The organism is Pseudoalteromonas sp. S1608 (assembly GCF_005887265.1).
In the GTDB taxonomy this organism is placed as follows: domain Bacteria; phylum Pseudomonadota; class Gammaproteobacteria; order Enterobacterales; family Alteromonadaceae; genus Pseudoalteromonas; species Pseudoalteromonas undina.
In genome coordinates this window covers 35,396-59,642 of record NZ_PNDK01000052.1, presented here as the reverse complement: position 1 = coordinate 59,642, position 24,247 = coordinate 35,396, and the positions used below count along the sequence as shown (strand labels likewise).

The window sequence follows — 24,247 nt, the reverse complement described above, 5'->3', positions numbered from 1 at the left end:
ACTTTTTATTAAACCCCAAAGGCGGTTCTTAGTACGTAGAAAATAACAATAGCAAGGGCAGCACCAACTGGCAATGTAATTACCCAAGAAACTACAATATTTCTTATTACACCCATGTTAAGTGCGGCAATTCCACGTGCCATACCTACACCCAACACAGCGCCTACTAAGGTTTGTGTGGTTGAAATAGGTAAGCCTGTGCCCGATGCAATAACAACGGTAGAGGCAGCAGCTAATTCAGCAGCAAAACCACGGCTTGGTGTTAAATGAGTAATACCTTCACCAATGGTTTTAATTACTTTTTTACCTAAAATAGCAAGACCGGCAACAATACCTAAACCACCTAGTGGTAATATCCACCAAGCAATAGCGGCTTTCTTCGCAATTTCACCATTGTTTTCAACAATGTTTACAACAGCAGCTAGAGGCCCAATTGCATTAGCAACATCGTTAGAACCATGAGCGAATGCCATACAACAAGCTGTTAGTACCATAAGTACTGCAAATACTTTTTCTACATTGTTAAACTGCATTTCTCTATCCGCTTTAGGATCGATATTTAAACGAGAAATAGCAATTTTACCAATAACAGCAACCAGTACCGCTATACCAATAGAAATAGCAAAACCTTCAATAGTACCTAAATTAATACCAATGTGCTTTAAGCCTTTTTTAATGGTCACAAGTGCCATGATAAAGCCAGCTAAACCCATGTATATTGGTACAAAGCGCTTTGCATTTTTAAGTGGAGCGTCGGTGTCAAAAATCAGCTTTTGCGCACTCATAAATATTAAGTAAGCTATAAAACCTGATATCGCTGGCGTTACAACCCAGCTACCTACAATACCGGCAACTTTACCCCATTGAATAGCCTCTGTACCTACTGCAACTAGAGCAAAACCAATAATAGCGCCAATGATTGAATGAGTAGTCGATACCGGCCAACCTAAAAATGAGGCCATTAATAACCAACTGCCTGCGGCGAATAAAGAGGCGATCATACCTAAAACCATCAGCTCAGGAATATCGGCAAATGGGGCCGCATCAATAATCCCTTTACGAATTGTTGATGTTACTTCACCACCCGCTAAATAAGCACCTGCGAACTCAAAAATCATCGCGATAAAAATCGCTTGTTTAATGGTAAGTGCTTTTGAACCTACTGATGTACCCATCGCGTTGGCAACGTCGTTTGCGCCAATACCATAAGCCATAAAAAAGCCGACTGCTGCGGCAATTAAAATTAATACCGTGCCGTAAGATGCAATGATATCCATTGTGTAACCTTAATCTTTCGTGTTTGAACTGATTTTAAATTAACGAGCTAACATCAGCTCAAGACGTGATCCTACGCGCTCTGCAATATCTGCAAGCTCGCCAACCCATTCAATGATTTTGTATAAAAACATCACATCAACTGGATTTAGCTCACTTTCTACTTTACGTAGTTGGCGGCGTATTCTAATTTGCATTTCATCCGTGTCTTGTTCTATGGCATCCAATTCTACGAGCATTTTTTCAACCAGAGTTACTTCTCTGCCTTTAAAGCCCGTTTCTAACAATTCTTCTAACTCATTGATCGCTTTAGATGCTTGTTTAGTTGCATCAACACAACGAGTTACGTATGCCAAAAAGTCTTCTTGAATCTCTTTTGGTATGATCATCTCACGACCAATTACACGCCCAGCAATGTCTTTTGCCTTGTTAGCAATTTTGTCTTGTTGGGTTACTAATTCGAGCAGATCTGTACGCTCTACCGGCATAAATAATCCGCCAGGTAATTGTAAACGTATAGTTCTTTTCATTTCATCAGCTTCACGTTCTATATTACGAATGGTTAAACGTAGCTCTTCTGCTTGTTGCCACTCTTCTTTAAAAACATGATTAAAAAAAGGTATCAAACTTTCGCTAGCTTGATGAGCCTTTCTGATGTGTTCTTCTATTGGCTTTATAGGTGATTTTGCAAAAACACCTAAAAAATTTGTTGGCATAACTGACCCTTTAATCAATTCAATATGCTGTTCAACCTGAATTTTACAGCATTAAGCTAGATTGTGAACGCTTTTTCTTATTCAATTATTTACAAAAAATAAAAAAGGCAGTGTATTACTGCCTTTGATATTTTTTAGTTATTCGTATCACTACAGTGATTTTTCAATATCTTCTTGAGATGTATGACGAATATCTTTGCCGTTTACAAAATAAATGACATATTCAGCGATGTTTTGACAACGATCACCGATACGCTCTAATGAGCGAACAGACCATACTAAATCCATAATTTTTGGAATTGAGCGCGGATCTTCCATCATGTAAGTCATTATTTGACGAGTAATTGCTTCATACTCTCTATCTACTTTAGCATCCTCTTTATGCACTTCAAATGCGCGTTGCACATCCATACGTGCAAACGCATCTAAAACGTCATGCAACATTTTAGATACTTGGCGACCCATATTTTCAATGTTTACTAATAAATCTTGTTGATCCTTAGTAAATGAGTCTAGTGCAACTTTAGCAATTCGCTTAGCTTCATCGCCAATTCTTTCTAAATCGGCAATGGTTTTTGCTATTGCAATAACCAAACGTAAATCACTGGCTGCTGGTTGGCGCTTAGCAATAATACGGGTGCAATCTTCATCAATACTGACTTCCATTGCATTAACCTTGTAGTCGTTTTCACGTACTTTTTGTGCCAATACCGCATCGTTTTGGCTTACTGCATCAAGCGCGCTATTAAGTTGTTGCTCAACCAATCCACCCATGCTTAATACATGATTACGAACATCTTCTAGCTCTTGATTAAAACGACCAGAAATATGTTTATTAATGTTGTGTTCCATAATGACCTTCTTTAATAATTCATTGCTTTCGCGTTTTAACCCGACTAGCCGTAACGACCAGTAATATAATCTTCTGTTTTTTTCTTCGTAGGCGTCGTAAATAAGGTATTAGTATCAGAATACTCAATCAGCTCACCCATATACATAAACGCTGTTTGATCTGAAACACGGGCCGCTTGTTGCATGTTGTGAGTAACAATAACCACAGTAAACTTATTCTTTAAATCATTAATTAGTTCTTCGATTACTAAGGTTGAAATCGGATCGAGTGCTGATGTTGGTTCATCAAGTAGTAATACCTCAGGCTCAATCGCAATAGAGCGGGCAATAACTAAACGTTGCTGCTGACCACCCGATAAACCAAATGCGCTATCGTGCAGTCGGTCTTTTACTTCATCCCAAAGAGCCGCACCACGTAGCGATTGCTCTACCACTTCATCTAGCTTACGCTTTTCTTTAATGCCTTGCAGGCGAAGACCGTAAACCACATTCTCATAAATTGATTTTGGAAATGGGTTTGGACGCTGAAACACCATGCCGACATTACGACGAAGGGCTGCAACATCAACGCTTTTATCGTAAATATTTTGCCCATGCAGCATGATTTCGCCTTCAATACGACAAATATCAACCAAGTCGTTCATGCGGTTAATACAACGTAATAAGGTTGATTTACCACAACCTGACGGGCCGATAAATGCCGTTACTTGGCCTTTAGGAATATTCATATTTACTTTACTCAGTGCTTGTTTATCACCGTAGTAAAGGTCGAGATCTTTAATTTCTAGCGCTTTTTGTTCGTCTGTTAAATTATTTAAATCTAACTTCAAGCTTGGCTTTGCTTGGTTTACTTTTGGAGCGACTGTAATCATGTTTGTTACCTATACTAAATTAATGCTCAAGCGATCTGAATTTTTCACGTAAATGGTTACGTATACCAATGGCTGTGATGTTAAGGGTAATAATAACCGACACTAACAAAAAGGCCGTTGCATATACCAGCGGACGCGCCGCTTCAACGTTCGGACTTTGAAAGCCAACATCGTAAATATGAAAACCTAAGTGCATGAACTTTCTGTCTAAATGTATATATGGGAAGTTACCATCAAGCGGTAACGTTGGCGCCATTTTTACCACACCCACCAGCATAAGCGGTGCAACTTCACCCGCAGCACGAGCAACCGCTAAAATTAACCCCGTCATAATTGCAGGGCTGGCCATAGGAATAATGATTCGCCATAGCGTTTCTACCTTAGTCGCACCAAGTGCTAATGAACCATCACGCACTGTACTAGGAATACGAGATAAACCTTCTTCGGTTGACACTATTACCACAGGCAACGTTAATATAGCCAAGGTAAGTGCCGACCACATCACACCAGGTGTACCAAATACAGGGGTAGGCGATGACTCAGGATAAAATAATTGGTCAACACTACCACCAACCATATAAACAAAGAAGCCTAAGCCAAATACGCCGTATACAATAGACGGAACACCCGCCAAGTTAATAACCGCAATACGGATCATTTTAGTAATTGCGTTTTTAGCCGCATATTCATGTAAGTAAATAGCAGCAACCACGCCGAATGGCGTTACAATCACAGCCATTAACATCACCATAAATACCGTACCAAAAATAGCAGGAAATACGCCACCTTCGGTATTGGCTTCACGTGGGTCATCTGAAACAAACTTACCTAACTGCACAAAGTAATGACCTAGTTTAGCAAAAAAGCCCATATCGTTTGGAAACCATACATCCAACACTTGATATAGCGGGATTGTAACAACCTCACCACGCATATCCTTTACGGTTACTTGGTCACGTTTAGCCTGTTTACGCAGTGCGAATAACTCTTTTTCTAATTCGCCATATTTCGTACGTAAATCAGCACGCGCTTGAGCAAGTTCAGCAACACGTTCGTCGGTTAGCTCGTTATCAAGCAAGTAGGCTTTTTCCTGTAAACGTAAACGCTCTAGCTCATAGTTAATATGCCCTATGTCGCCATTTTGTAAATCAAGCGCTTCGTCGTTTAAGTCAACCGCACGCTCTACAAGGTCATGTAAGGTTTCAACTTTATCTGCTGTTACCGTCTGACCGTCTTTAATGACGCTTTCTACATACCCGTAAAAATTACCGTTTTTGCTGCGCTCAAACACCGCAAGTGCTTTAGGCGCTGAGCTTTGTTTGATATCGGTTTCGAGTATCCAGCGAAAATCTAAATCAACATACTCACGGTTACCTGTTTTAATTAGTAAACGCTCAACCTCGTCTTTTTCAAATTTAGAAACATCAATACCGGTTGCCGCTAAACGCGACTTAGGTACTAATTCACGGTCATAAATTTCACCAATAACGGTTTGCTTCGCAATTGAACCTTCAAGCTCATACTGCATAACTTGAGATGGCCAAAAAAAGCTTAATCCCTTCCATGCAATCATGGCGAGTAAACCAATTACTGAAATTAAACTGATGCTGACAGCACCACCGGTCATCCAAATCCAAGGAGAACCAGACCTAAACCACTGCTTTACCATGTCGTGTTTCTCCACTTACATTGAGCTGTATTTTTCACGCAGCTGCTGACGAACAAACTCAGCAACGGTGTTGAAAATAAAGGTGAATATGAATAATACAAAGGCGGCTAAGAATAGAATTCGGTAATGCGAACTCCCTACTTCCGACTCTGGCATTTCGACGGCGATATTAGCGGCTAAGGTACGCATGCCTTGGAAAATACTCCAATCCATAATTGGGGTATTACCGGTAGCCATAAGTACAATCATAGTTTCGCCTACGGCACGGCCTAACCCCATCATTACTGCAGAAAAAATACCTGGGCTGGCGGTTAATAACACCACACGAATTAGGGTTTGCCACTGCGTAGCACCTAATGCTAACGAGCCATTTGATAAATGTTTAGGCACACTAAATACCGCATCTTCGGCAATTGAGAAAATAGTTGGAATAACCGCAAAGCCCATCGCGATACCCACTACTAATGAATTACGCTGATCGAAGGTCATGCCTAATTCATTAGTTAGGTATTGACGCACATTGCCATCAAACATCCATAACTCAATACTTTCGCTCATCGCAAACGACAACCAACCAATAAATAACACCACTGGTATTAATAAAATTGAATGTGAGCCTTCTGGGATTTTATGGCGAATAACCGCAGGTAATTTATTCCAGCCTAAAGCGGTTGCTAAAATACCCAATGGCAGTAACACCAGTAAACCAACAATAGCCGGCAAGTGCTCTTCAATTAAAGGCGCTAACCACAAGCCCGCTAAAAAGCCGAGTATTACCGTAGGCAGAGCTTCCATTATTTCAACCGTTGGCTTTACCACACGGCGCAATTCGCTCGACATAAAATAAGCGGTATAAATAGCGGCTGAAATAGCAATAGGTACAGCAAATAACATTGCGTACATAGCAGCTTTTAAAGTACCAAATGAAATTGGCACTAGGGAAAACTTCGATTCAAAATCATCACTGGCAGAAGTAGATTGCCAAATATAACCCGGCTCAGGGTAGCCTTCGTACCACACCTCTTGCCAAAGCGCTGACCACGTTACTTCTGGATGCTCGTTATGAATTTCTAAAACCGTCAGCTTGTTATCAGCTAAAATTAGCGCCGCATTTGAACGCGGAGCAATAGCAAACTGTTCAATTTCACCATCACTGACTTTACCTTGCCATAACTTTGCTTCGCTGGTGGTGTAATAAAGCCCTAATTCACCATTTTGACCTGTAGTAAAAAAGGTACGACGATAAAACTCAGTAAAAATATTCAGCTTGCTTTGTTTGGTAGTTTCAAACGAACGGATTTTTTGAAATTCACGCCCTGAGTCTGTATTGATTTCAAACCACTGGGATATTTCACCGTTATCATTGGCCAACATCAGTGAGTTTGCACCAGCCAATAGTTGCGATGACACTATATTCGCGTTTTCTTCATTGGCAGATAATAATTGAATTTGCTCAACTTCACTTGGGTAGCGGGTATCGAATACGTAAATTTGATTGGCAGAACGAACAAATGTGCGGGTGGTATCTGGCGACATTAATAGCTCATCTACGCGACCATCAACGTTAAGCTCGGTGCGTTCCACTTGCCATTCAACTTCACCGGTAAACATATTTTCTTCGGCTACAAAGCTACTAAATACCACACGTTTATCGGCAGTAAGTGCCACAACGGCTGTTTTGTCTTCATAATGACTAAAGGCAAAACGCTTAATAGCTGTACCTTGCTCATCAACTTCGAGTGCCATTTCACCCAGTGGATAACCTAAACGCGGAGTTAGCTTACGCTCATTATTAGGGAAGGTGACTAAAAACTTAGGCGCTACAATTGTCACTGTGCCATTTTCTAAACCATACGCATAATGCCCTTGAAAAGGAGCACTATTTGCAAAACTGGTTACCTGCGCGGGTAAAGTAGCATTAAGTGTTTTTAGTTTTTTACCAAACTTTGCTTTATCAACACTGTAGAAGTTAACTTGACCTTGATCATCAAGTAAATAAGCAACCTCAGTTTGCTCCTCAACACCAAGCCCTACTATTTGCTCAGCATTAGCAACATTAAAGCTAGCGCGTTTTTCAACTTTAGCTGACTCGAAAATAGGCTGCACTACATAAAGAAGGTAAAAGAAGATCAATAGCAGTGCTATTAATACCATTATACCGCCTGCGGTTATGCCAAACTTAGCAAACCGGTCTTTAAATAGACGGCTTCGATCCGTATTAAAAGTCGGTTTATTCGGATTTGAAGTCATCAAAACACCCTTATATCTTAACGTTGGGCGCATTATATTTCATCAAAGTGACAGTAATGTTACAGTCGTAATAATTCTTTACTTATATAGAGTCTGTTTGTCTTTGCAGATTAAACTTTCAGCTTTATGAGTGGATTTTAAGCAAAATCACGATTTTAAATAAGATTAAAGTATTGTTTGTAGTAGTGATTGTATTTATTTATACGTTCTTAATGAACTAAATCAATTATTAATTGGACAAACTATTTATCCAAGACAATACTCTATGGGCATCTAATATAACAACAACAAAGTAACCTCTTAAGATGTAACAATCCTTTTGTGGTTAGCTTTTACATACATTTAGAATCACATACATTAGATAGCATCACTTAATGCCTATGCATTTATTTTTTCATTTGGGCTTAAAAAGAGAACTATTATGAAGCAGTTGGTAATAACTATTTTAGGGGAAGATCGCCCCGGTTTAGTAGAAAGTATTTCATCGGTTATATTGGAAAACCATGGCAATTGGTTAAGCAGTAATTTGAGTCACTTACTCGGGCACTTTGCAGGCATTATACAGGTTGAAGTGGCTGAAGAGCATTTACAGACATTTCAAAATGCGCTCAATGGGCTTCCTAAGTTAGATGTTCGCATTGAAAAGGGCAACACTGAAATTGAGCCTGTAGAGCTTGAGCAACTTAACTTTGTGATCACCGGTAACGATCGCCCTGGTATAGTGCAAGAGCTAGCAAGTGTTATTCGCCATAAAGGCGCGAACATTACAAACTTAAACTCTAGGCAGCAAAGTGCGCCAAACTGGGGAGTGCCTATATTTAGTGCTGTTGCCACCGTGAGCCTGCCTAACGGATTGAATAAAGAAGAAGTTATTAATGCACTTGAGTCAATTACGAGTGACTTAGTGGTTGATGTAGAGCAAAGTTAAATCAGCTCTATTATCATGAACACGAAAAAGGCGCTAATTATAGCGCCTTTTTTATGCATAACACCCAGTGCTACATGTCTGCATGACGATTAATACTTTGCATCATCTGCTTCAAACCTTGCTCTTCGAGCTGTAAGATCTCCCCTAGCTTTTCTTGAGCCTCTGGTGACTGCGCTTTATCTGCCAAATAACTGTATGCATTTAATACTTTTTGATGCTGCTGAGATAAATACTCTTGAATTGCTAATTCATCTAGCTCATTACTGCGATCTAAATCAGTAAAGCTGATAATTTCTGAGTGCTCTGAAAAATATTCATAGCAGTATGTATCTAAAGTATTTATTTCAGTGATTGCTTTAAAGCCAATTAAATCCTCAGCGAGTTTTTTTTCATACTCAACACAATAATCGATTAACTGTTTGTTATGCTCTCCAAGTAAATCCCTTACGCTAAAAAAATTAGCCGCCATTTGTGTATGAAACTGAACGGTCCAATCGAACACTTCTTGAATTGTTTTAACTTGCATGTGCGTTCCTTACTTTTTAAAACCTATTGATTAAATAGATGCGTGAATCATGCCAATAAGAAATGCAATAAAATCAGTAGATAAAGAAACGATTGCCTAACTTGTACTGATATTTTCAGTACAAGTTACACAATCAGTGTAAATATTATAGGTTGCGCTTTCGCCACAATAAATACACAGCAGGCAATACCAGCAATGTTAAAATAATAGCGCTAAACATACCGCCAACCATGGGGGCGGCTATTCGGCTCATTACTTCACTCCCCGTGCCTGTGCCATAAAGCACCGGTAATAAGCCAATCACTATGGTTGCCACTGTCATCATTACCGGACGTACTCGTAGACCCGCACCTTCTAGTATCGCCTGTTTAAGCTGCTCTATACTCAAGCTTTTACCCATTTTAGAAGCAGCCTCTACCTGCGCTTTATAGGCTTGGTTTAAATACACCAACATTATAACGCCTATTTCTACGGCCACCCCAGCAAGGGCAATAAAGCCGACCCCCACAGCAACAGAGAAATTAAAGCCTTCTAAGTACATTAGCCAGATACCGCCTATCATCGCCAGTGGTAAAGTCGCCATAATAATAAATACCTCGGTGAAGCTTCTAAAGTTAAGGTAAAGTAGCACTACAATAATGGCTAAGGTAAGCGGTAACACATAACTCAGTTTGGCTTTGGCACGCTCCATGTATTCGTATTGCCCAGCCCAAGTTATAGAGTATCCAGCAGGTAAAATTAGCTGCTCGTTTAGTAATTGCTGAGCATTTGCTACATAACTACCAATATCTGTATCTTTAATATCAATAAAGCTCCAACCATTTAAACGGGCATTTTCACTTTTTATCCCAGGAGGGCCATCACTAATAAATACATCCGCCACATCAGCAAGTGCGATACGTTGACCCGTTGGAGTAACAATAGGTAAAAGCATCAGTTCTTCAGGGGAGTCACGGTACGCTTGCGGATAACGAATATTTACTGGGTAGCGCTCTTGACCCTCAACCGTTTCAGTCACGTTCATACCACCAATAGCGGTTGCGACTACTTGTTGCACATCAGCAATATTTAAACTGTAGCGCGCTGCTTTTTCACGGTTAATATCTACCTTAATATAACGTCCACCCGCTACACGCTCTGAGTAAACAGACGCCGTACCGGGAAGATCTTTAAGTAATACCTCTATTTGTTGACCTATTTTTTGAATTTCATTCAAATTAGGGCCCGCGACTTTTATACCCACAGGGGTTTTAATCCCTGTAGCCAGCATATCTATCCGCGTTTTAATTGGCATTACCCAAGCGTTCGTCAGCCCAGGAAACTTAACTAAAGCATCCAGCTCTTGCTTGAGCTTTTCAGTGGTCATGCCTTCGCGCCACTGATCCTTAGGCTTAAACTGTATAAAGGTTTCAATCATGGTCAGTGGTGCCGGATCGGTTGCCGTTTCCGCTCGTCCAATTTTACCAAATACGGTTTTTACCTCGGGCACAGTGGCAATCAATTTATCGGTTTGCTGCAATAGCTCGCGCGCTTTACCTATTGAAATTCCTGGGTAAGTAGTCGGCATATACATTAGATCCCCCTCATCAAGAGGTGGAATAAATTCACTGCCTATTTTATTTACCGGATAAAAGCCCACTAAAGTGATAGCTAGTGCAATCAGCAAGGTGCTTTTTGGAAATTTTAGTACTAGGTTTAACAGCGGCTTATAACTATTTACCAGTAAACGGTTAACTGGGTTTTTATTTTCAGAGATCACCTTACCCCGAATGAAATAACCCATCAGCACGGGTACTAAGGTAATTGCTAATCCAGCAGAAGCTGCCATTGCATAGGTTTTTGTGTACGCTAATGGCGCAAACATTCGCCCTTCCTGAGCTTCTAAAATAAATACCGGCATAAAGCTCACGGTAATGATTAATAAGCTAAAAAATAACGCAGGCCCAACTTCACTGGCAGAGTCAATCACCACTTGCCAACGGTTTTCATCTGTTAGCGGTTTTTTCTCCATATGCTTGTGCATGTTTTCAATCATCACAATCGCACCATCAGTCATAGCACCAATCGCAATAGCAATCCCGCCTAATGACATGATATTGGCGTTAATTCCCTGCCAATACATAATAATAAAAGCGGTGAGTATACCTAACGGTAAGGTAATAATAGCCACCAGCGATGAGCGTATATGAAATAAAAACACCACACACACTAAAGCCACTACAATAAGCTCTTCCATTAATTTAGAGGTGAGGTTATCAACTGCGTCTTTTATTAAGTGAGAGCGATCGTACACAGGTACAATTTCAACCCCCTCTGGTAGCCCTTTTTTAAGTGACTCTAATTTAGCTTTAACGAGCTCTATGGTTTTTTGCGCGTTTTCACCAAAGCGCATAACCACTACGCCACCTGCCACCTCGCCTTCGCCGTTAAGCTCGGCAACACCGCGGCGCATTTGCGGACCTAAACGCACATTAGCAACATCACGTAACTGTAGTGCAGTACCGTTAGCGTTTATACCTAAAGGAATGGCTTCTAAATCAGCAACACTTTTTACGTAGCCAGTACTAGTGACCATGTATTCAGCTTCTGCCATCTCAACTACCGATGCACCCATTTCTTGATTGCCTTGCTTAATGGCAGTTTGAATAAGGCTTAGCGGAATACCATAAGCACGAAGCTTATCGGGCTGAACGTTTACTTGGTATTGTTTAACCATGCCGCCTACCGATGCCACTTCGGATACACCGGGTACAGTTTGCAGTTCAAATTTTAAAAACCAATCTTGTAAACTGCGTAATTGGCTGATGTCATGCTTACCTGTGGTATCAGTGAGTGCATATAAATACACCCAGCCAACGCCGGTGGCATCGGGCCCGAGCTCTGCAATTGCCGTACTAGGCAAACGGGCAGATACTTGACTTAGATATTCCTGAACACGGCTTCGTGCCCAGTATAAATCAGTGTCTTCGTCAAAAATAACGTACACGTAGGAGTCGCCAAAGAAAGAAAAACCGCGTACTGTTTGCGCCCCAGGTACCGATAGCATTGCCGTGGTAATCGGGAATGTAACCTGATCTTGCACTACTTGCGGCGCTTGCCCAGGATAAGATGTTTTAACAATAACCTGTACATCTGATAAATCGGGTAAGGCATCTACAGGCGTATTTTTTACAGAATACAAGCCACCACCAATCAGTATTGCGGTCAGTAATAAAACAAAAAAACGGTTAACAACAGACCAGCGAATAATTGCAGTAATCATAACCACTCCTACTCATGTTGACTGTGCGAAGCATGCACAGGCGTTATTGTATGAATCACAAATTCACCTTGCTCAATGCTAAAGGTAAAAGTAACTTCATCATTAGGCTTGAGCATCTCAGTCATTACATTTTTTGCTAGCATAAAGTCCATTGTTGCAGGTCCTCGGCCCCACTTTTCAATTGCCTCACGGCTGATATTCACAATTCGATTATTAGCATCAATACTATTAATTACTCCATTTACAGTTGCCGTATTTGGGTTGGCATCACTCATTTGCATACTGTTATGCGAAACTGCTTGCATACGTTTAAAGTCAGAGTTTTTACTCGACTCTGAATCAATTAAAAACTGTGCTGAAGTAACCACTTCATCGTCTGCCATAACACCTGATAAAATTTCGGTATTAGCCGCATCACTTTGCCCTAAAGTTACCTCGACCGATTTAAAACGACCATCCCCAAGTGCAACTACAACACGGTTTTGGCTACCAGTGCGAATAACAGCTTCTTTAGGTACGATTAACTGTTTTTCAGCTACTTGACTATGAATACTGACTTGAGCAAACATATTAGGCTTTAACTGATGGCCTTGGTTATCAAAGCGCAAACGTACTCTTAAAGTACGATTTTTAGCATCTAAGGTAGGGTAAATATAATCCACTTGCCCTTGCCAGCGTTGGCCACTTAAATAATCGAGTGTCATGGTTACAGGCAAGCCAACACGGATAAGTTCTGCTTGGCGCTCAAATACCTCAGCCTCAACCCATACTTCATCAAGCTGAGCAATACTCATCATTGAGGTATCAGGTTTAACATAAAATCCTTCACGAATATTAAGCTCATCAACAACACCACCTTGGCGGGCATAAAATGTTATGTTTTGCAGTACTTGCTGACCTTTTTGCAGGCGTGAAATAAAGCCATCAGACACATTGAGTGATTTTAAACGGGCTTTAGCGGCACGAATTAGCACCGGATTATTACGCTTCAACGCTAAAACAAACTCTTCTTGTGCATTCACTAACTGTGGTGAATATAAGGTATAAAGTGGCTCATCTTGTTTAACCTGATCACCCGCGGCTTTAACGTATAAGGTTTCGACCCATCCCTCTACGCGCGGATGAATATGAATTAGCTGGTCTTGGTTGTATTGTACATAACCTACCGTGTTAACTTCATTTTCAAGTGCAGCAAACGCAACAGGGGTAGTACGCACACCTAAATTATTAATCACTGTGGGTGAAATTTTAATACTGCCTGGCCCTTCATTAGCCCCACGGTCTGACTCTTCGTAAACAGGCACTAAATCCATGCCCATGGGCGATAAACCAGGTTCATCTCGGCGATAATTACTGTCCATAGGTGCGACCCAATAAAGCGGCTCTTTTTTAATACTGGCTTTACTGTCAGTTGGCATAGAGTGCTCACTAGGTAAGCTTAAAAATATCCCCGTAGTTAATGCCGCACTACATATAGCCACCAGTAATAATTTTAAATTAGTATTCATAGCTCGGCTCCTGCTGTGGTGTGTTTTTCAAGCTGGTATCATCAGCACTGGCGTAATAATTTAACCTTGCGATAATTATCTTTTGATCAACATGAATGTTTAGGGCGTCTATCTTGGCATTTAATTGACTAATACGCGCTTGCATTACATCTGAGAAATTACCATCATCGCGAGTGTAGGCATTTAGGGTCGCTTGAGCTTGCTCAGCCATTTGCGGCAGCAGCTTGGCTTGATAAAGCTCGGCGCGCTGATGAAGCCGCGCTAACTGGCTAACTTCCTTAAAGTACATCCCTTGTAGCTTTTTAAGGGCTATTAATTTTTGTGTTTTAGCTTCTTCGCTATCAGCAATGGCAGCATTTACTAGTTGGTCTTGGCGGTTATCGGTAAACAGCGGTAAATCAATACTTATACCCACAGAGAAAAGGTCTGCTCGCGAGCCACCCATTGGCATGTCATCACGATAACCGTACCCCATATTAACGCCAATTTGCGGTTTATAGCCTTGCTCAGCCACACTAATTTGAGTTTGCTTTGCCACTATTGCATTATCCATTGCCATAATTGCAGGGTGCTTTAATAGCATGGTCATTAATTGCTGATACTCTAACTCGGTGTAGTTTTTTAATGCTGTAAGCTCTGAAAAGTCATCACTGACAGGCTGGCTCAGCATAGCGATAGGCAACCATTGTGTTAGCCGCTTTTTAGCACCTTGTAGCTGCTGCTCCAGTTGCATTAATTTATCTTCAAGGCGGGTTAACTCTAATTGCGCTCGAATAATATCTTGTTGGCGTGTTTTGCCCACCGAGCTTACATAGCTTGATTCTGTAATATCAATGAGCTGGGTAAACAAAGCTTTATCTTGCTCAATTAGTGCAATGCTTCGTTGCGCTCTATAAGCATTGAGCCATGACTCAGTAACTATGGTTTTTACTTGCGCGAGTCTATCTTTGCGCAGCCAAGGCTCTGCTGCAGCTGACTGAGAAAGGGCCTTTTGTTGAAGTGCTAGGCTATCGCCTCGACTCAGCGATTGGCTAACTCCCACCTTAAATTGGGTCATATTTTCTTGATCAAAAGCAAAACCATTAGTTGGTAGGTTCATTAACCCTAATGTAAGCACTGGATCAGGTAAGGTTCCTGCGGCAATACTTTTTGCTTCAATTGATGATTGTTTTTGCTTACTGGCTTTAAGCCAGGGCTCATGGTTTAAGGCATAGTTAATTGCCTCATTTAAACCTAGTTCAGCACTGTGTACAGAGACACTAATACTCAACAAGCTACTTATACACACGGATTTTAATACTGCGAAGTGATTCATCACTTGCTCCACTTAAATTTAAAAATAACGAATGAAAACGATTAAATTTATAAGCAGATAGATGACAATAAGCTAAATAACTAAATTTTAAATACACCTACCCTGCGATTATGCAGGCATAGGAGGACGGTAAAGAGAACGTGCAAAGTTAACTTGATGCTGTATTACAGCATGTTGCACTTTTTCAGAGGGTAATTTGGAGGCTATAAATAGTGAGTTTACATGCAAGGCTGAATGCGAACTACAAGCACTCATCGGGCAACTGCAATCTTGGGTTAACGTGCTTTGCTCACTACAGCAATCCATAGACATGGTTGTTGTATCAGCATCGTCACTCATTGCCATCTTACTATGCTGCATCGATGCATGGGTTGCCATGTTCGTATGCGGCATATCACATACCATAGATACAGACGCAACGGCTTGACCCACAAAAGTGAGTAACAAAGTTAGCGTGAGTAAAATACAGTAAATACGTTGCAATGAATTAACCTAAAAATAAATAGACGTTTAAAGTTTATGGGAACTGTGTTTAAAACTCAATAATTAACTGGTTTTTACTACTGGCTTTATGAAGCTACTGGCCGCAATGGCGAACAAGCAATAGCCGGTAAAATACCAAAAACCAGTACCAAACTCAGCATGCATATTAAGTAAATCTTCTGAGTTCGCGTTTGCATTACCAGCCATGTAAGCCACTATTAATGCAATAACAAACACATCCACCATACTCCATTTACTTAAACCGATAATCACCTTACCAAGATTGTGCTTAAACGAAGTCTCCTTCAGCACACAATACAACAATTGAAGCAGCAGCTTAATTGTTGGGATCACCATTGAAAAAAACGCCACTAATATCGCCACTAAGTAGTTTTTGTTATCGGCCAGTTCGTTAACGGTGCCCCAAATACTGCGCGTTTTTTGATAAGCGCTGAACTCGCCTTCAAGTTTATCTAACCCCAACATACTCGAGATCATCATTAGCATATTACGGGTGTTTTGATTCCCTTCATCTGCCAACATTTCAATGCCCGCCTCAGCAAGTTTAGACTTATCAATTTTACCTTCCATACTCAGTACGGGCTGAGTCACCCCGGGAATTAATAAAGCTAAGGCAATTAAAATAGTGGTAGTAGGTAAAAATAAACGCATGGTGTAATACTAAGTAAAATCAATATGTGCCAATCATACCCAAACGTTTTGCGTTAGTCTTGCTCAATAATAGTGGCCAATAGTTCATCCGCATACTGGCGTGCATCCAACATGGCGCTAAATACGGTCTCAATATTCGAGGCTGGGCGAATAGTTTCTAACAACTTTTTAGCCAATTGCCAATTATCTTCCTCTACCGCTTTTATTAAATGTAAAGAATTACCCATCATGCCTTCAAAACTTAATAGTGCACCAGATAACTCAGCCCCTAAACTAAACTCTTTAGCAATAGCTTCCAGTTCCATATCTAAAATAGCATCAAGCACCGACATTAAGCCGACTAAATAACCTTGTTCTGCAATGACTTTTCCGCCTGGTTCTAAAATTATTTGCATGAACTGCGCTCGACATAAGCCTAAACGAGTAAGTTCACTGGGCTTATCTGAGCCAAGCTCGCTTAGCGCCAATACTCGTACAAACTTTCTAATAGAATCTTCCCCTAAATACACAACCGCCTGAGGAATAGACGTTATCACTAAATTTTTATTAGCAGAGCGAGCATTCACTAGTTTTAGGACGCGTGCAGTCAAACCGACATCTTTAGAAATGCGTAGATTAATTTCATTAAAGTCTAAATCTGTGCGGGATGTGCAACGCAGTAAGTCTAAAACAGCCATTTTTAGAGGTTCGATACTGTTGTAACTTAACATTTCTGGATGTGCAAAAAAGAACCCTTGAAAATAATCGCATCCAGCCTCTTTAAGCTGCCTAAATTCATCATAGGTTTCAATTCGCTCTACCACTATTTTAATATTAGGAAAATTGCGTTTGAGCTTTTTCAGCAACATGCTGGTTTTTATTACGGGCTCTTCAACTTCAAGCTTAATATAATCAACCAAACTGAGTAATGGTTGCCATTTTTCATGTGAGTCGTAGTCATCTAACGCAAATACATATCCTGCTTTTTTTAACTCTGTCACTCTCTCAACAACAAGCTCTATATTTTCAGTGCGCTCAACAATTTCAATTACAGTATTCTCAGGCTGTAATAATTTAGGCAAATCCTCTAAAAGCCCCTCGCTCGATAAATTAATAAACGCAGTTTGATTGAGCGTTAGCTTTTCTATGCCAACCAGCATTAGCGCATTAAAAAAAAGTCGCCCAGTGGCTTGCCCGTCAGTTGTTCCTACAGGAAAAGCATTATTAACTGAATCGCGATAGAGCAACTCATAAGCAAAAATACTTTTATCACCGTCAAAAATTGGTTGCCTAGCAATATATTGAGTAACCAAAATAGATGAATTTTTTACCTCTAGATTATTTGGCATTAATCTTCCTACTTAACAGTGATGTCATCATTATTTTTTATTATTTAACCAGTATAGTGAAACTTTAAAGACTTGCTGCAATTTTAATTAGATTAAAAACAAACAAATAAGACTAAATTTATAACCCTAGAGCAGAGTTATTAGTATCCTCATTCTTTATAGGGTTTTTGAGTTTACAACTGCTCTAAGCATACCCAAAGGTTATGGTTATAAGGTATAATGCGATTATTAATTTTTTATAAACTCACAAAAAAGAGTCCCTTATATGAGCATTGAACAAGCCTTAATAGAACGTAGCAGTAACCAATGTGAACTCTGCGCAGCAACAGACAACCTAACTGTATACGAAGTTCCTCCTGTTACCGAAGCTCATTCAGATAAATGCATCTACACCTGTCAAACGTGTAAAGATCAAATTGAAGGCAATAGCGATTTAACCCCGACCCATTGGCATTGCTTAAATGACAGTATGTGGAGTCAAACACCTGCGGTACAAGTTGTTGCTTATCGCATGCTGACTCAGTTAGCAGCTGATAACGGATGGGCACAAGACGCGCTAGATATGATTTACCTTGAAGAAGACACATTAACATGGGCGCAGCAAGCGCTTGCTGAAGATGATGATATTAAACACATTGATAGCAATGGTGTAGTACTACAAGCTGGCGACACCGTCACGTTAATAAAAGATTTAGATGTGAAAGGTAGCAGCTTAACAGCAAAGCGCGGTACAGCCGTGCGCAATATTGGCTTAACCAGCAACCCTGAACATATTGAAGGACGTGTTGATGGACAGCGTATTGTAATTTTAACTAAATACGTAAAAAAATAAGTAATAAATCAAGGCGCCTAGCGCCTTTTTTTATATCTCGACTTTCTTTATTTGCTAGTTAAGCAATGATTAAGCAATTCAACCGTATGCTAGCGACCTTATACCATACTCCATCAAGGAACTCTTATGTTCTCATCGAAGCCAAATTCAATGTTAAAGTCGATTGCAGGCTTGTGTTTTCTAGCAAGTGGCACACTTATGCTGAGCGCATGTAACGATGACACAGCGCAGCAAAATAGTGCTGTGGCGCAAACAATGACCACCTTACCTGTGCAAGTTAGTTACTTAGATCGCAGCCTAATTGCGCCTAATTCACAGCTAACCGTTACCTTGGTTGATGTGTCAAAAATGGATGTGGCAGCAACGGTTATCTCTGAGCAGGTAATTGATTTAGTAGGCGCACCGCCTTATAAAGTAGAGCTTGAGTATAACCTTGAAAAGATTGACCCAACTCACCGCTATAGCGTGCGTGCAACCATTAATAATCAAGGAAACTTGCTATACACCAGCACAACGAGTAACCCGCCTTTTGATAATACGGCCTCATCAGAGCCTTTAGAGATTATTGTTTCAAAAGTAGCGCCAAAGCCAGACGTTGACTTAGTAAACACCTATTTCAAAGCCGTTTCAATCGATGGCAACCCCGTTGTAGTGAATACTAAAGAGCCATTTATTCAGTTTAATAGTGATAACACTGTACACGGCTTTTTAGGATGTAATAACTTTAATGGCGGTTATGAAGTATCGAAGCAAGCAGTAACTTTTACGCAGTTAGCTACCACGCAAAAAATGTGTCATGACAATATGGAACAAGAAAGCGCGATGGCGGCTGTGCTTCAGGCAGCAACGCAATGGCAAATTAATGGTGAAAAATTAGTATTACAAAATGAGGCAGGCAACCAACTTGCTACCTTTAACGCTATTTACTTTTGATTAAGAACGTAACAATACCCCACATATAAGCAAATAAATAAGCCCAGTTAAACTGGGCTTATTTATTTTTATTCGGCGACTAACTGCTCGCTACGGTAAAAACCACTAGGCTTACTCAACAAGCTTACTAGTTTAGGTAACACGTCATCCATAGTTTGTTTCAGCTTCCATGGTGGATTTATCACTATCATTCCAGAGGCGGTCATACCATGTACTTCTGTGTCTGCTTCGGTACCTAATTCAAATAATTGAATATTTTTAATTCCCGCGTCAATTAAACCCTGCTCCATATTATCAATACGTTCTCTGTCCACAACCGGATACCAAATCATATATGTACCCGTCGCAAAGCGTTGGTGGGCTTTGACAATGGTTTGTACTACCGTATTGTAATCGTCTTTTATTTCATAAGGTGGGTCTATTAACACACAGGCTCTGCGCGAAGCTGGCGGTAATAAACCAATTAAGCCCGCAAACCCATTTTCGCCGCGTACTCGAATAGAGCGCTTACCTTGCATGTTTTCTTCAAGTAATACCAAATCTCGCGGATGCAACTCAAAAAACCAGCCCTTATCTTGGCGGCGCAAAAAGTGTTCGGCGATTTTTGGTGAACCTGGGTAAAACGCCAGAGACGAACTTTCATTAAACGATTTTATTAACTCAATGTAGTCGTTTAAGGCACCGTGCTGACTGGTATGTTGCCAAAGTTTTTCTATGCCATCTTGGTACTCTTGGGTTTTTTGCGCGTCTGATGCTGCCAGCTCAAAAAAACCAGCACCCGAATGCGTATCGATATAGTCAAGCGGCTTATCTTTTATTGTTTGATAACCCAGCACTTGCGCTAACACTAAATGTTTAAGTACATCGGCAGGGTTACCCGCATGAAAGGAGTGTCTGTAACTAAGCATTATTTATTTTCGCCATACGCTGTTTAATAAAATTAGTGAACCATAAAGCACACTGCTTTGGCAATCGTCACAGCAAAAGCGGGTGTTTACGTGAACCATTTCTGAATGAAAAAGCCAATAGCATGAATTATCCCTTAACATAGAATAAAAATCACCTAAAACCAGCGTAAATGCTGGCAAATAAACACACTTTGCTTTACATTTGCATGACATTAATTACAGTTATATGAGCGCATTTATGAACAACAATACTCTTCAACAACTCGAACAACTGATCGACCAACTAATTACCCGTAATAATCAGTTGCAAACTGATATTACAGAGCTTAAAGAGCAAAACAGTAAACTGCTTGATGAAAATGAGTTATTACAGTTAGAAGCCCTTGAAAATGAAGAAAAACAAAAAGATGCAAGCACCACCTTGTCGTCATTATTAGATAAATTACAAAGCGCACAACAGGCAAGCTAATGTCTGAGCTGCAAAACCAGCGAGTCACTGTTGAATTGCTTGGTAAAGAGCAGCAATTTGCTTGTCCGGCTGGGCAAGAAGAGGCACTAAAAGCGGCCGCCAAAAATCTGAATGATTTAGTTGAACAAATGAAACAACGTTCAACTGTCAGAAACGATCAAAAAGCATTACTTATGGCTGCTTTGAATTTAAGCCACGAATTGCTTGAAGCAAAAACTCAAAAATCAGTTGAGCTTGAGCATCAAGATCAATTGATTGATAAGTTAAGTCAATACTTAAGCTCAAACTCTGAACACACTAAATAAAAGCGCATTTTGCGCTTTTATTGTTTTTACCGTCAAAATATAGCTAGAGAAAAAGATGCAACCACTTTTAACTAAAGCTCAAAAAATAGGTAAGTGCTTACTGCCTTTAATCTGTCTATTTATACATACAAAAAGCAATGCAGCAGTTGAGTGGCAATCGTTATCGGCTAATATTCAATTTATCAAGCAGCCAGATAGGTTACGTTTTTACGACTCTAATCAAGTGTTAATTCAGGGCAGTGAGTGTGCCTTACTGGTAGATGCCAGTGGTAACTTTGCAGCAGTAGAACAACTGGTTACCGAACTAAAACAACAGCTAAAGACGCCTTTATGTTACTTAGTTGCCACTCATTTTCATGACGATCACTTGCTGGGCATGGCGGTTATGCAGCATTACTTCCCAGACGCAAAACTGATTTCTCACCAACAAGTCGCTAACGACTTTTCGCGTTATCAGCAAGCATTAACAGATAAGCTAGAGGGGTTCGAGAAAAGCATTGAGCTGAGCTATCAGCGATTAGCCACCTTACCCGATGCAGAGCAAGCTCAATGGCGAGAAAAGCTCACTCGCGCTAAAACACGCTTATTTCGCTGGCAGAATTATCAACTAACACCACCAAAAATGAGTATTAGTGAGCCTAAAACATTAGATTTAGGAAATTATGTATTAACTATCAACCCGCATCAGGCACATACTAATGGCGATCTAACACTGCTTGCCGACAAAGGTAAAACCTTAATAGGTGGTGATATCATTGACTGGCTTCCCTACCCTGGGCATGGCGAGCTTAAACAATGGCAAAGTTTATTAAAAAAATATATAAATAATAATTCGCTGTCACTTTTTGTTCCTGGCCATGGCAATTTAGTCGATAAAGTTAAATTAAAACAGTCACTCACGTTTTTAGAAGCAATTACGGAGCAGGTTAAAAATAACCCTGAAGCCAGTATTGAGCAATTACAAAAAAAATTCCCAAGTGAAGTACTAAAACCTTACCAACAAGAACCACTTGATATAAAATCAAGTAACTTATTTTTGCAATCGGGATTACTTCGCGCTAAAAACAGTCAATAACTGAACACAATGGATTGTGTTAAAATATGGAAATATATTTTTTAAAAAGGAACAAAATGCGTCACCTGATCTTATGCTTTGCCATTGTATTGCTATGTAGCTGTAAAACCACACAGCCAGAGATCATTGCGCCTGTAGTCCCTGCACCTGTAGAGCAAAAAACCGCACAATCAAACACGCCGAACTCTACAAACACCAAAAAAATCATTAATAAAAAAACAATACCTAAAGCCCTAAAAGTAACTCAACCAACTGACTTATGGGCACATATTGCTGATAATTTACATTTACCGGTTGAGCAAAATCAGGCGTTAAAGAAACGCATTAACTGGTATTTAAAACAACCGAATTATTTAAAAATAGTGTCTCGCCGTGCAGAGCCTTTTTTATACCATATAGTAAAAAAAGTAGAGCAAAAGCAACTCCCCATGGAACTGGCATTACTGCCATTTGTAGAAAGTGGCTTTAGGCCTACGGCCCGCTCAACTGAACATGCTGTGGGTGTGTGGCAACTGGTTGCAGCAACTGCATATCATTTTGGGGTTAAATCAGATCAATGGTACGACGGACGCCAAGATGTACTGGCCTCAACCGATGCAGCACTAGATTACTTAAGCTATTTACATAAACGTTTTTATGGTAATTGGTTGCATGCACTTGCAGCCTATAACACCGGTGAAGGCCGAGTTAAACGTGCTATAAAACGCAATCAAAAGCGAGGGAAGTCAACTGACTTTTGGGCACTGACCCTACCAAAAGAAACCGCTGACTATGTACCAAAACTATTAGCATTGAGCTATTTAGTAAAACACCCTAAGGCAAAATTTAAACGGCCAAAGCTTCCTTATAAAGCACTGACCACCTCGTTAAATGTGGCAAAACAGTTCGATTTTTCAATTATGGCCAAGCTCTCTGGTATGGGTGTAAAACAGCTACATGCTCTTAATCGAGGTTATTTAAAAAACCAAAGTTCCCCCCATGGCCCGCATACTTTGTTGCTTCCTATTGAGCAACAAGCTTTACTAAAAAACCGTTTTTTTAAAGCCAATTTTGCAGGCGAATACATAGTCAAAAAAAATGACACACTATACGGTATTGCTAGGCATTTTGGCTTGCCTTTAAAGACACTAAAACAGCTCAATAATAAGCAAAATAACTTTATTGGTGTTGGCGAAAAACTTATTTTAGGAGAGCCTCAAACGTTACCTGAATCACTCACTATTAACTATAAAATAAGCCCTTACTTGGAACAAAAAGAGCCCGTCATTCCAACCATCGAGGTAGATTACCACGTTAAGCCCGGTGATAACCTGTGGAATATAAGTCAGTTGTATGGCGTTGCTCATAGCGATTTAGCACGTTGGAATAAGTTATCAGCATCTAGCGTATTAAAGCCTGGGACTCAGTTAGTTTTATTTATACCCCAAGCTGCGACACCTAAAACCACACCGGCTAAAAAAGATCTGTTACTCGACTTACAAAATACATTAAATCATCCCCGTTAAGTTTCTAAAGCGCAGCATTTCGCGTAAAATTGCTTTTTAATTTATTTAAATCTTAAAGAGACATGCATGCAAATCAGTAAAAATTCGGCCGTTGAATTTCATTACACCCTTAGCGAAGCCGGTGAGCAAATAGAAAGTAGCCTTAACGACGCGCCATTAAGTTACATTCACGGCAGCGAAGGCATGCTACCCGGTTTAGAAACCGCACTTGAAGGTAAAACTGCTGGTGATAAATTTAGCGTAACGTTATCTCCAAGTGAATCATACGGCGAGCGTGTTGATGATTTAATTCAGCGCATTCCGCTTAAGCATTTACAAGGCGATGTAAAAGTGTGGAAGCCAGGTATGACTGCAATGGTGCAATCAAATCAGGGTCGCCATCAAGTGACTATCGTAAAAGTAGGCCGCTTTAATGCTGATTGTGATTTAAACCACCCATTTGCTGGTAAAACGCTGACCTTTGATGTTGAGGTTGTATCAGTTCGTGAAGCAACAAGCGAAGAAATCTCTCATGGCCACGTTCATGCTGAAGGTGGTTGCGGCCACGCACATTAATTGCTAATT

General features: G+C 40.3%; 22 protein-coding genes. 8 read left to right on the top strand and 14 right to left on the bottom strand.

Annotated features, from left to right (window positions below):
- Positions 1-8: 8 nt before the first annotated feature.
- The 6 genes from CWB75_RS17090 to CWB75_RS17065 all read right to left on the bottom strand — a co-directional run bounded on the left by CWB75_RS17090 (position 9) and on the right by CWB75_RS17065 (position 7,634).
- On the bottom strand, positions 9-1,277 hold the full coding sequence (locus CWB75_RS17090; protein WP_010391737.1) for an inorganic phosphate transporter: 1,269 nt from the start codon (positions 1,275-1,277) through the stop codon (positions 9-11).
- Positions 1,278-1,316: 39 nt separating this feature from the next.
- The gene (locus CWB75_RS17085; protein WP_010391736.1) at positions 1,317-1,991 is read right to left on the bottom strand and encodes a TIGR00153 family protein; all 675 of its coding nucleotides are present in this window, start codon (positions 1,989-1,991) and stop codon (positions 1,317-1,319) included.
- 150 nt (positions 1,992-2,141) lie between these two features.
- A complete protein-coding gene (gene phoU, locus CWB75_RS17080; protein ID WP_010391735.1) occupies positions 2,142-2,843 on the bottom strand; it encodes a phosphate signaling complex protein PhoU in 702 nt (233 codons plus the stop codon).
- 44 nt (positions 2,844-2,887) lie between these two features.
- Positions 2,888-3,715: a phosphate ABC transporter ATP-binding protein PstB gene (pstB, locus tag CWB75_RS17075; RefSeq protein WP_008114812.1), complete on the bottom strand. Its 828-nt coding sequence runs from the start codon at positions 3,713-3,715 to the stop codon at positions 2,888-2,890.
- A 19-nt stretch (positions 3,716-3,734) separates the two neighbouring features.
- Entirely contained in the window at positions 3,735-5,384 is a 1,650-nt protein-coding gene (pstA, locus tag CWB75_RS17070; RefSeq protein WP_054202637.1) for a phosphate ABC transporter permease PstA, read from the bottom strand.
- A gap of 15 nt (positions 5,385-5,399) precedes the next feature.
- Complete coding sequence (locus CWB75_RS17065; protein ID WP_054202638.1) at positions 5,400-7,634, bottom strand: ABC transporter permease subunit; 2,235 nt, start codon at positions 7,632-7,634, stop codon at positions 5,400-5,402.
- A 421-nt stretch (positions 7,635-8,055) separates the two neighbouring features.
- Here CWB75_RS17065 and CWB75_RS17060 point away from each other — a divergent pair, with 421 nt between their 5' ends.
- The gene (locus tag CWB75_RS17060) at positions 8,056-8,562 is read left to right on the top strand and encodes a glycine cleavage system transcriptional repressor (protein WP_010391731.1); all 507 of its coding nucleotides are present in this window, start codon (positions 8,056-8,058) and stop codon (positions 8,560-8,562) included.
- A 70-nt stretch (positions 8,563-8,632) separates the two neighbouring features.
- On the opposite strand, the gene CWB75_RS17055 is transcribed toward CWB75_RS17060, so the two are convergent.
- The 7 genes from CWB75_RS17055 to CWB75_RS17025 form a co-directional block, all read right to left on the bottom strand.
- On the bottom strand, positions 8,633-9,088 hold the full coding sequence (locus tag CWB75_RS17055; RefSeq protein WP_010391728.1) for a hypothetical protein: 456 nt from the start codon (positions 9,086-9,088) through the stop codon (positions 8,633-8,635).
- A gap of 145 nt (positions 9,089-9,233) precedes the next feature.
- Positions 9,234-12,350 carry an efflux RND transporter permease subunit gene (locus CWB75_RS17050; RefSeq protein ID WP_138571272.1) on the bottom strand — a complete coding sequence of 1,039 codons (3,117 nt, stop codon included), beginning with the start codon at positions 12,348-12,350 and terminating at the stop codon, positions 9,234-9,236.
- Positions 12,351-12,358: 8 nt separating this feature from the next.
- Positions 12,359-13,858 carry an efflux RND transporter periplasmic adaptor subunit gene (locus CWB75_RS17045; RefSeq protein WP_138571271.1) on the bottom strand — a complete coding sequence of 500 codons (1,500 nt, stop codon included), beginning with the start codon at positions 13,856-13,858 and terminating at the stop codon, positions 12,359-12,361.
- A complete protein-coding gene (locus tag CWB75_RS17040; RefSeq protein ID WP_138571270.1) occupies positions 13,848-15,173 on the bottom strand; it encodes a TolC family protein in 1,326 nt (441 codons plus the stop codon). The genes CWB75_RS17045 and CWB75_RS17040 overlap by 11 nt, the downstream gene beginning before the upstream one ends.
- A 108-nt stretch (positions 15,174-15,281) precedes the next feature.
- Positions 15,282-15,656, bottom strand: coding sequence for a hypothetical protein (locus CWB75_RS17035; RefSeq protein WP_075169911.1), 375 nt, complete (start codon positions 15,654-15,656; stop codon positions 15,282-15,284).
- 63 nt (positions 15,657-15,719) lie between these two features.
- The gene (locus tag CWB75_RS17030; protein ID WP_138571269.1) at positions 15,720-16,328 is read right to left on the bottom strand and encodes a paraquat-inducible protein A; all 609 of its coding nucleotides are present in this window, start codon (positions 16,326-16,328) and stop codon (positions 15,720-15,722) included.
- Between the two features lie 53 nt (positions 16,329-16,381).
- Positions 16,382-17,656, bottom strand: a complete 1,275-nt coding sequence (locus CWB75_RS17025) for an EAL and HDOD domain-containing protein (RefSeq protein WP_054202644.1) — start codon at positions 17,654-17,656, stop codon at positions 16,382-16,384.
- Between the two features lie 265 nt (positions 17,657-17,921).
- Here CWB75_RS17025 and CWB75_RS17020 point away from each other — a divergent pair, with 265 nt between their 5' ends.
- Positions 17,922-18,488, top strand: coding sequence for a PhnA domain-containing protein (locus tag CWB75_RS17020; protein WP_010391720.1), 567 nt, complete (start codon positions 17,922-17,924; stop codon positions 18,486-18,488).
- Between the two features lie 126 nt (positions 18,489-18,614).
- Positions 18,615-19,421, top strand: a complete 807-nt coding sequence (locus tag CWB75_RS17015; protein ID WP_138571268.1) for an META domain-containing protein — start codon at positions 18,615-18,617, stop codon at positions 19,419-19,421.
- Between the two features lie 68 nt (positions 19,422-19,489).
- On the opposite strand, the gene CWB75_RS17010 is transcribed toward CWB75_RS17015, so the two are convergent.
- Entirely contained in the window at positions 19,490-20,329 is an 840-nt protein-coding gene (locus tag CWB75_RS17010; RefSeq protein WP_138571267.1) for a 23S rRNA (adenine(2030)-N(6))-methyltransferase RlmJ, read from the bottom strand.
- A 238-nt stretch (positions 20,330-20,567) separates the two neighbouring features.
- Here CWB75_RS17010 and CWB75_RS17005 point away from each other — a divergent pair, with 238 nt between their 5' ends.
- From CWB75_RS17005 to CWB75_RS16985, 5 genes are all read left to right on the top strand, one after another.
- Positions 20,568-20,798 (top strand): hypothetical protein, encoded by a 231-nt coding sequence (locus CWB75_RS17005; protein WP_008113449.1) that lies wholly within the window; start codon positions 20,568-20,570, stop codon positions 20,796-20,798.
- The gene (locus tag CWB75_RS17000; RefSeq protein ID WP_010391716.1) at positions 20,798-21,103 is read left to right on the top strand and encodes a cell division protein ZapA; all 306 of its coding nucleotides are present in this window, start codon (positions 20,798-20,800) and stop codon (positions 21,101-21,103) included. The genes CWB75_RS17005 and CWB75_RS17000 overlap by 1 nt, the downstream gene beginning before the upstream one ends.
- 55 nt (positions 21,104-21,158) lie before the next feature.
- Entirely contained in the window at positions 21,159-22,178 is a 1,020-nt protein-coding gene (locus tag CWB75_RS16995; protein ID WP_054202645.1) for an MBL fold metallo-hydrolase, read from the top strand.
- Positions 22,179-22,234: 56 nt separating this feature from the next.
- Positions 22,235-23,683 (top strand): LysM peptidoglycan-binding domain-containing protein, encoded by a 1,449-nt coding sequence (locus tag CWB75_RS16990; RefSeq protein WP_138571266.1) that lies wholly within the window; start codon positions 22,235-22,237, stop codon positions 23,681-23,683.
- A gap of 66 nt (positions 23,684-23,749) precedes the next feature.
- On the top strand, positions 23,750-24,238 hold the full coding sequence (locus CWB75_RS16985; protein WP_054202647.1) for an FKBP-type peptidyl-prolyl cis-trans isomerase: 489 nt from the start codon (positions 23,750-23,752) through the stop codon (positions 24,236-24,238).
- Positions 24,239-24,247 lie beyond the last annotated feature (9 nt).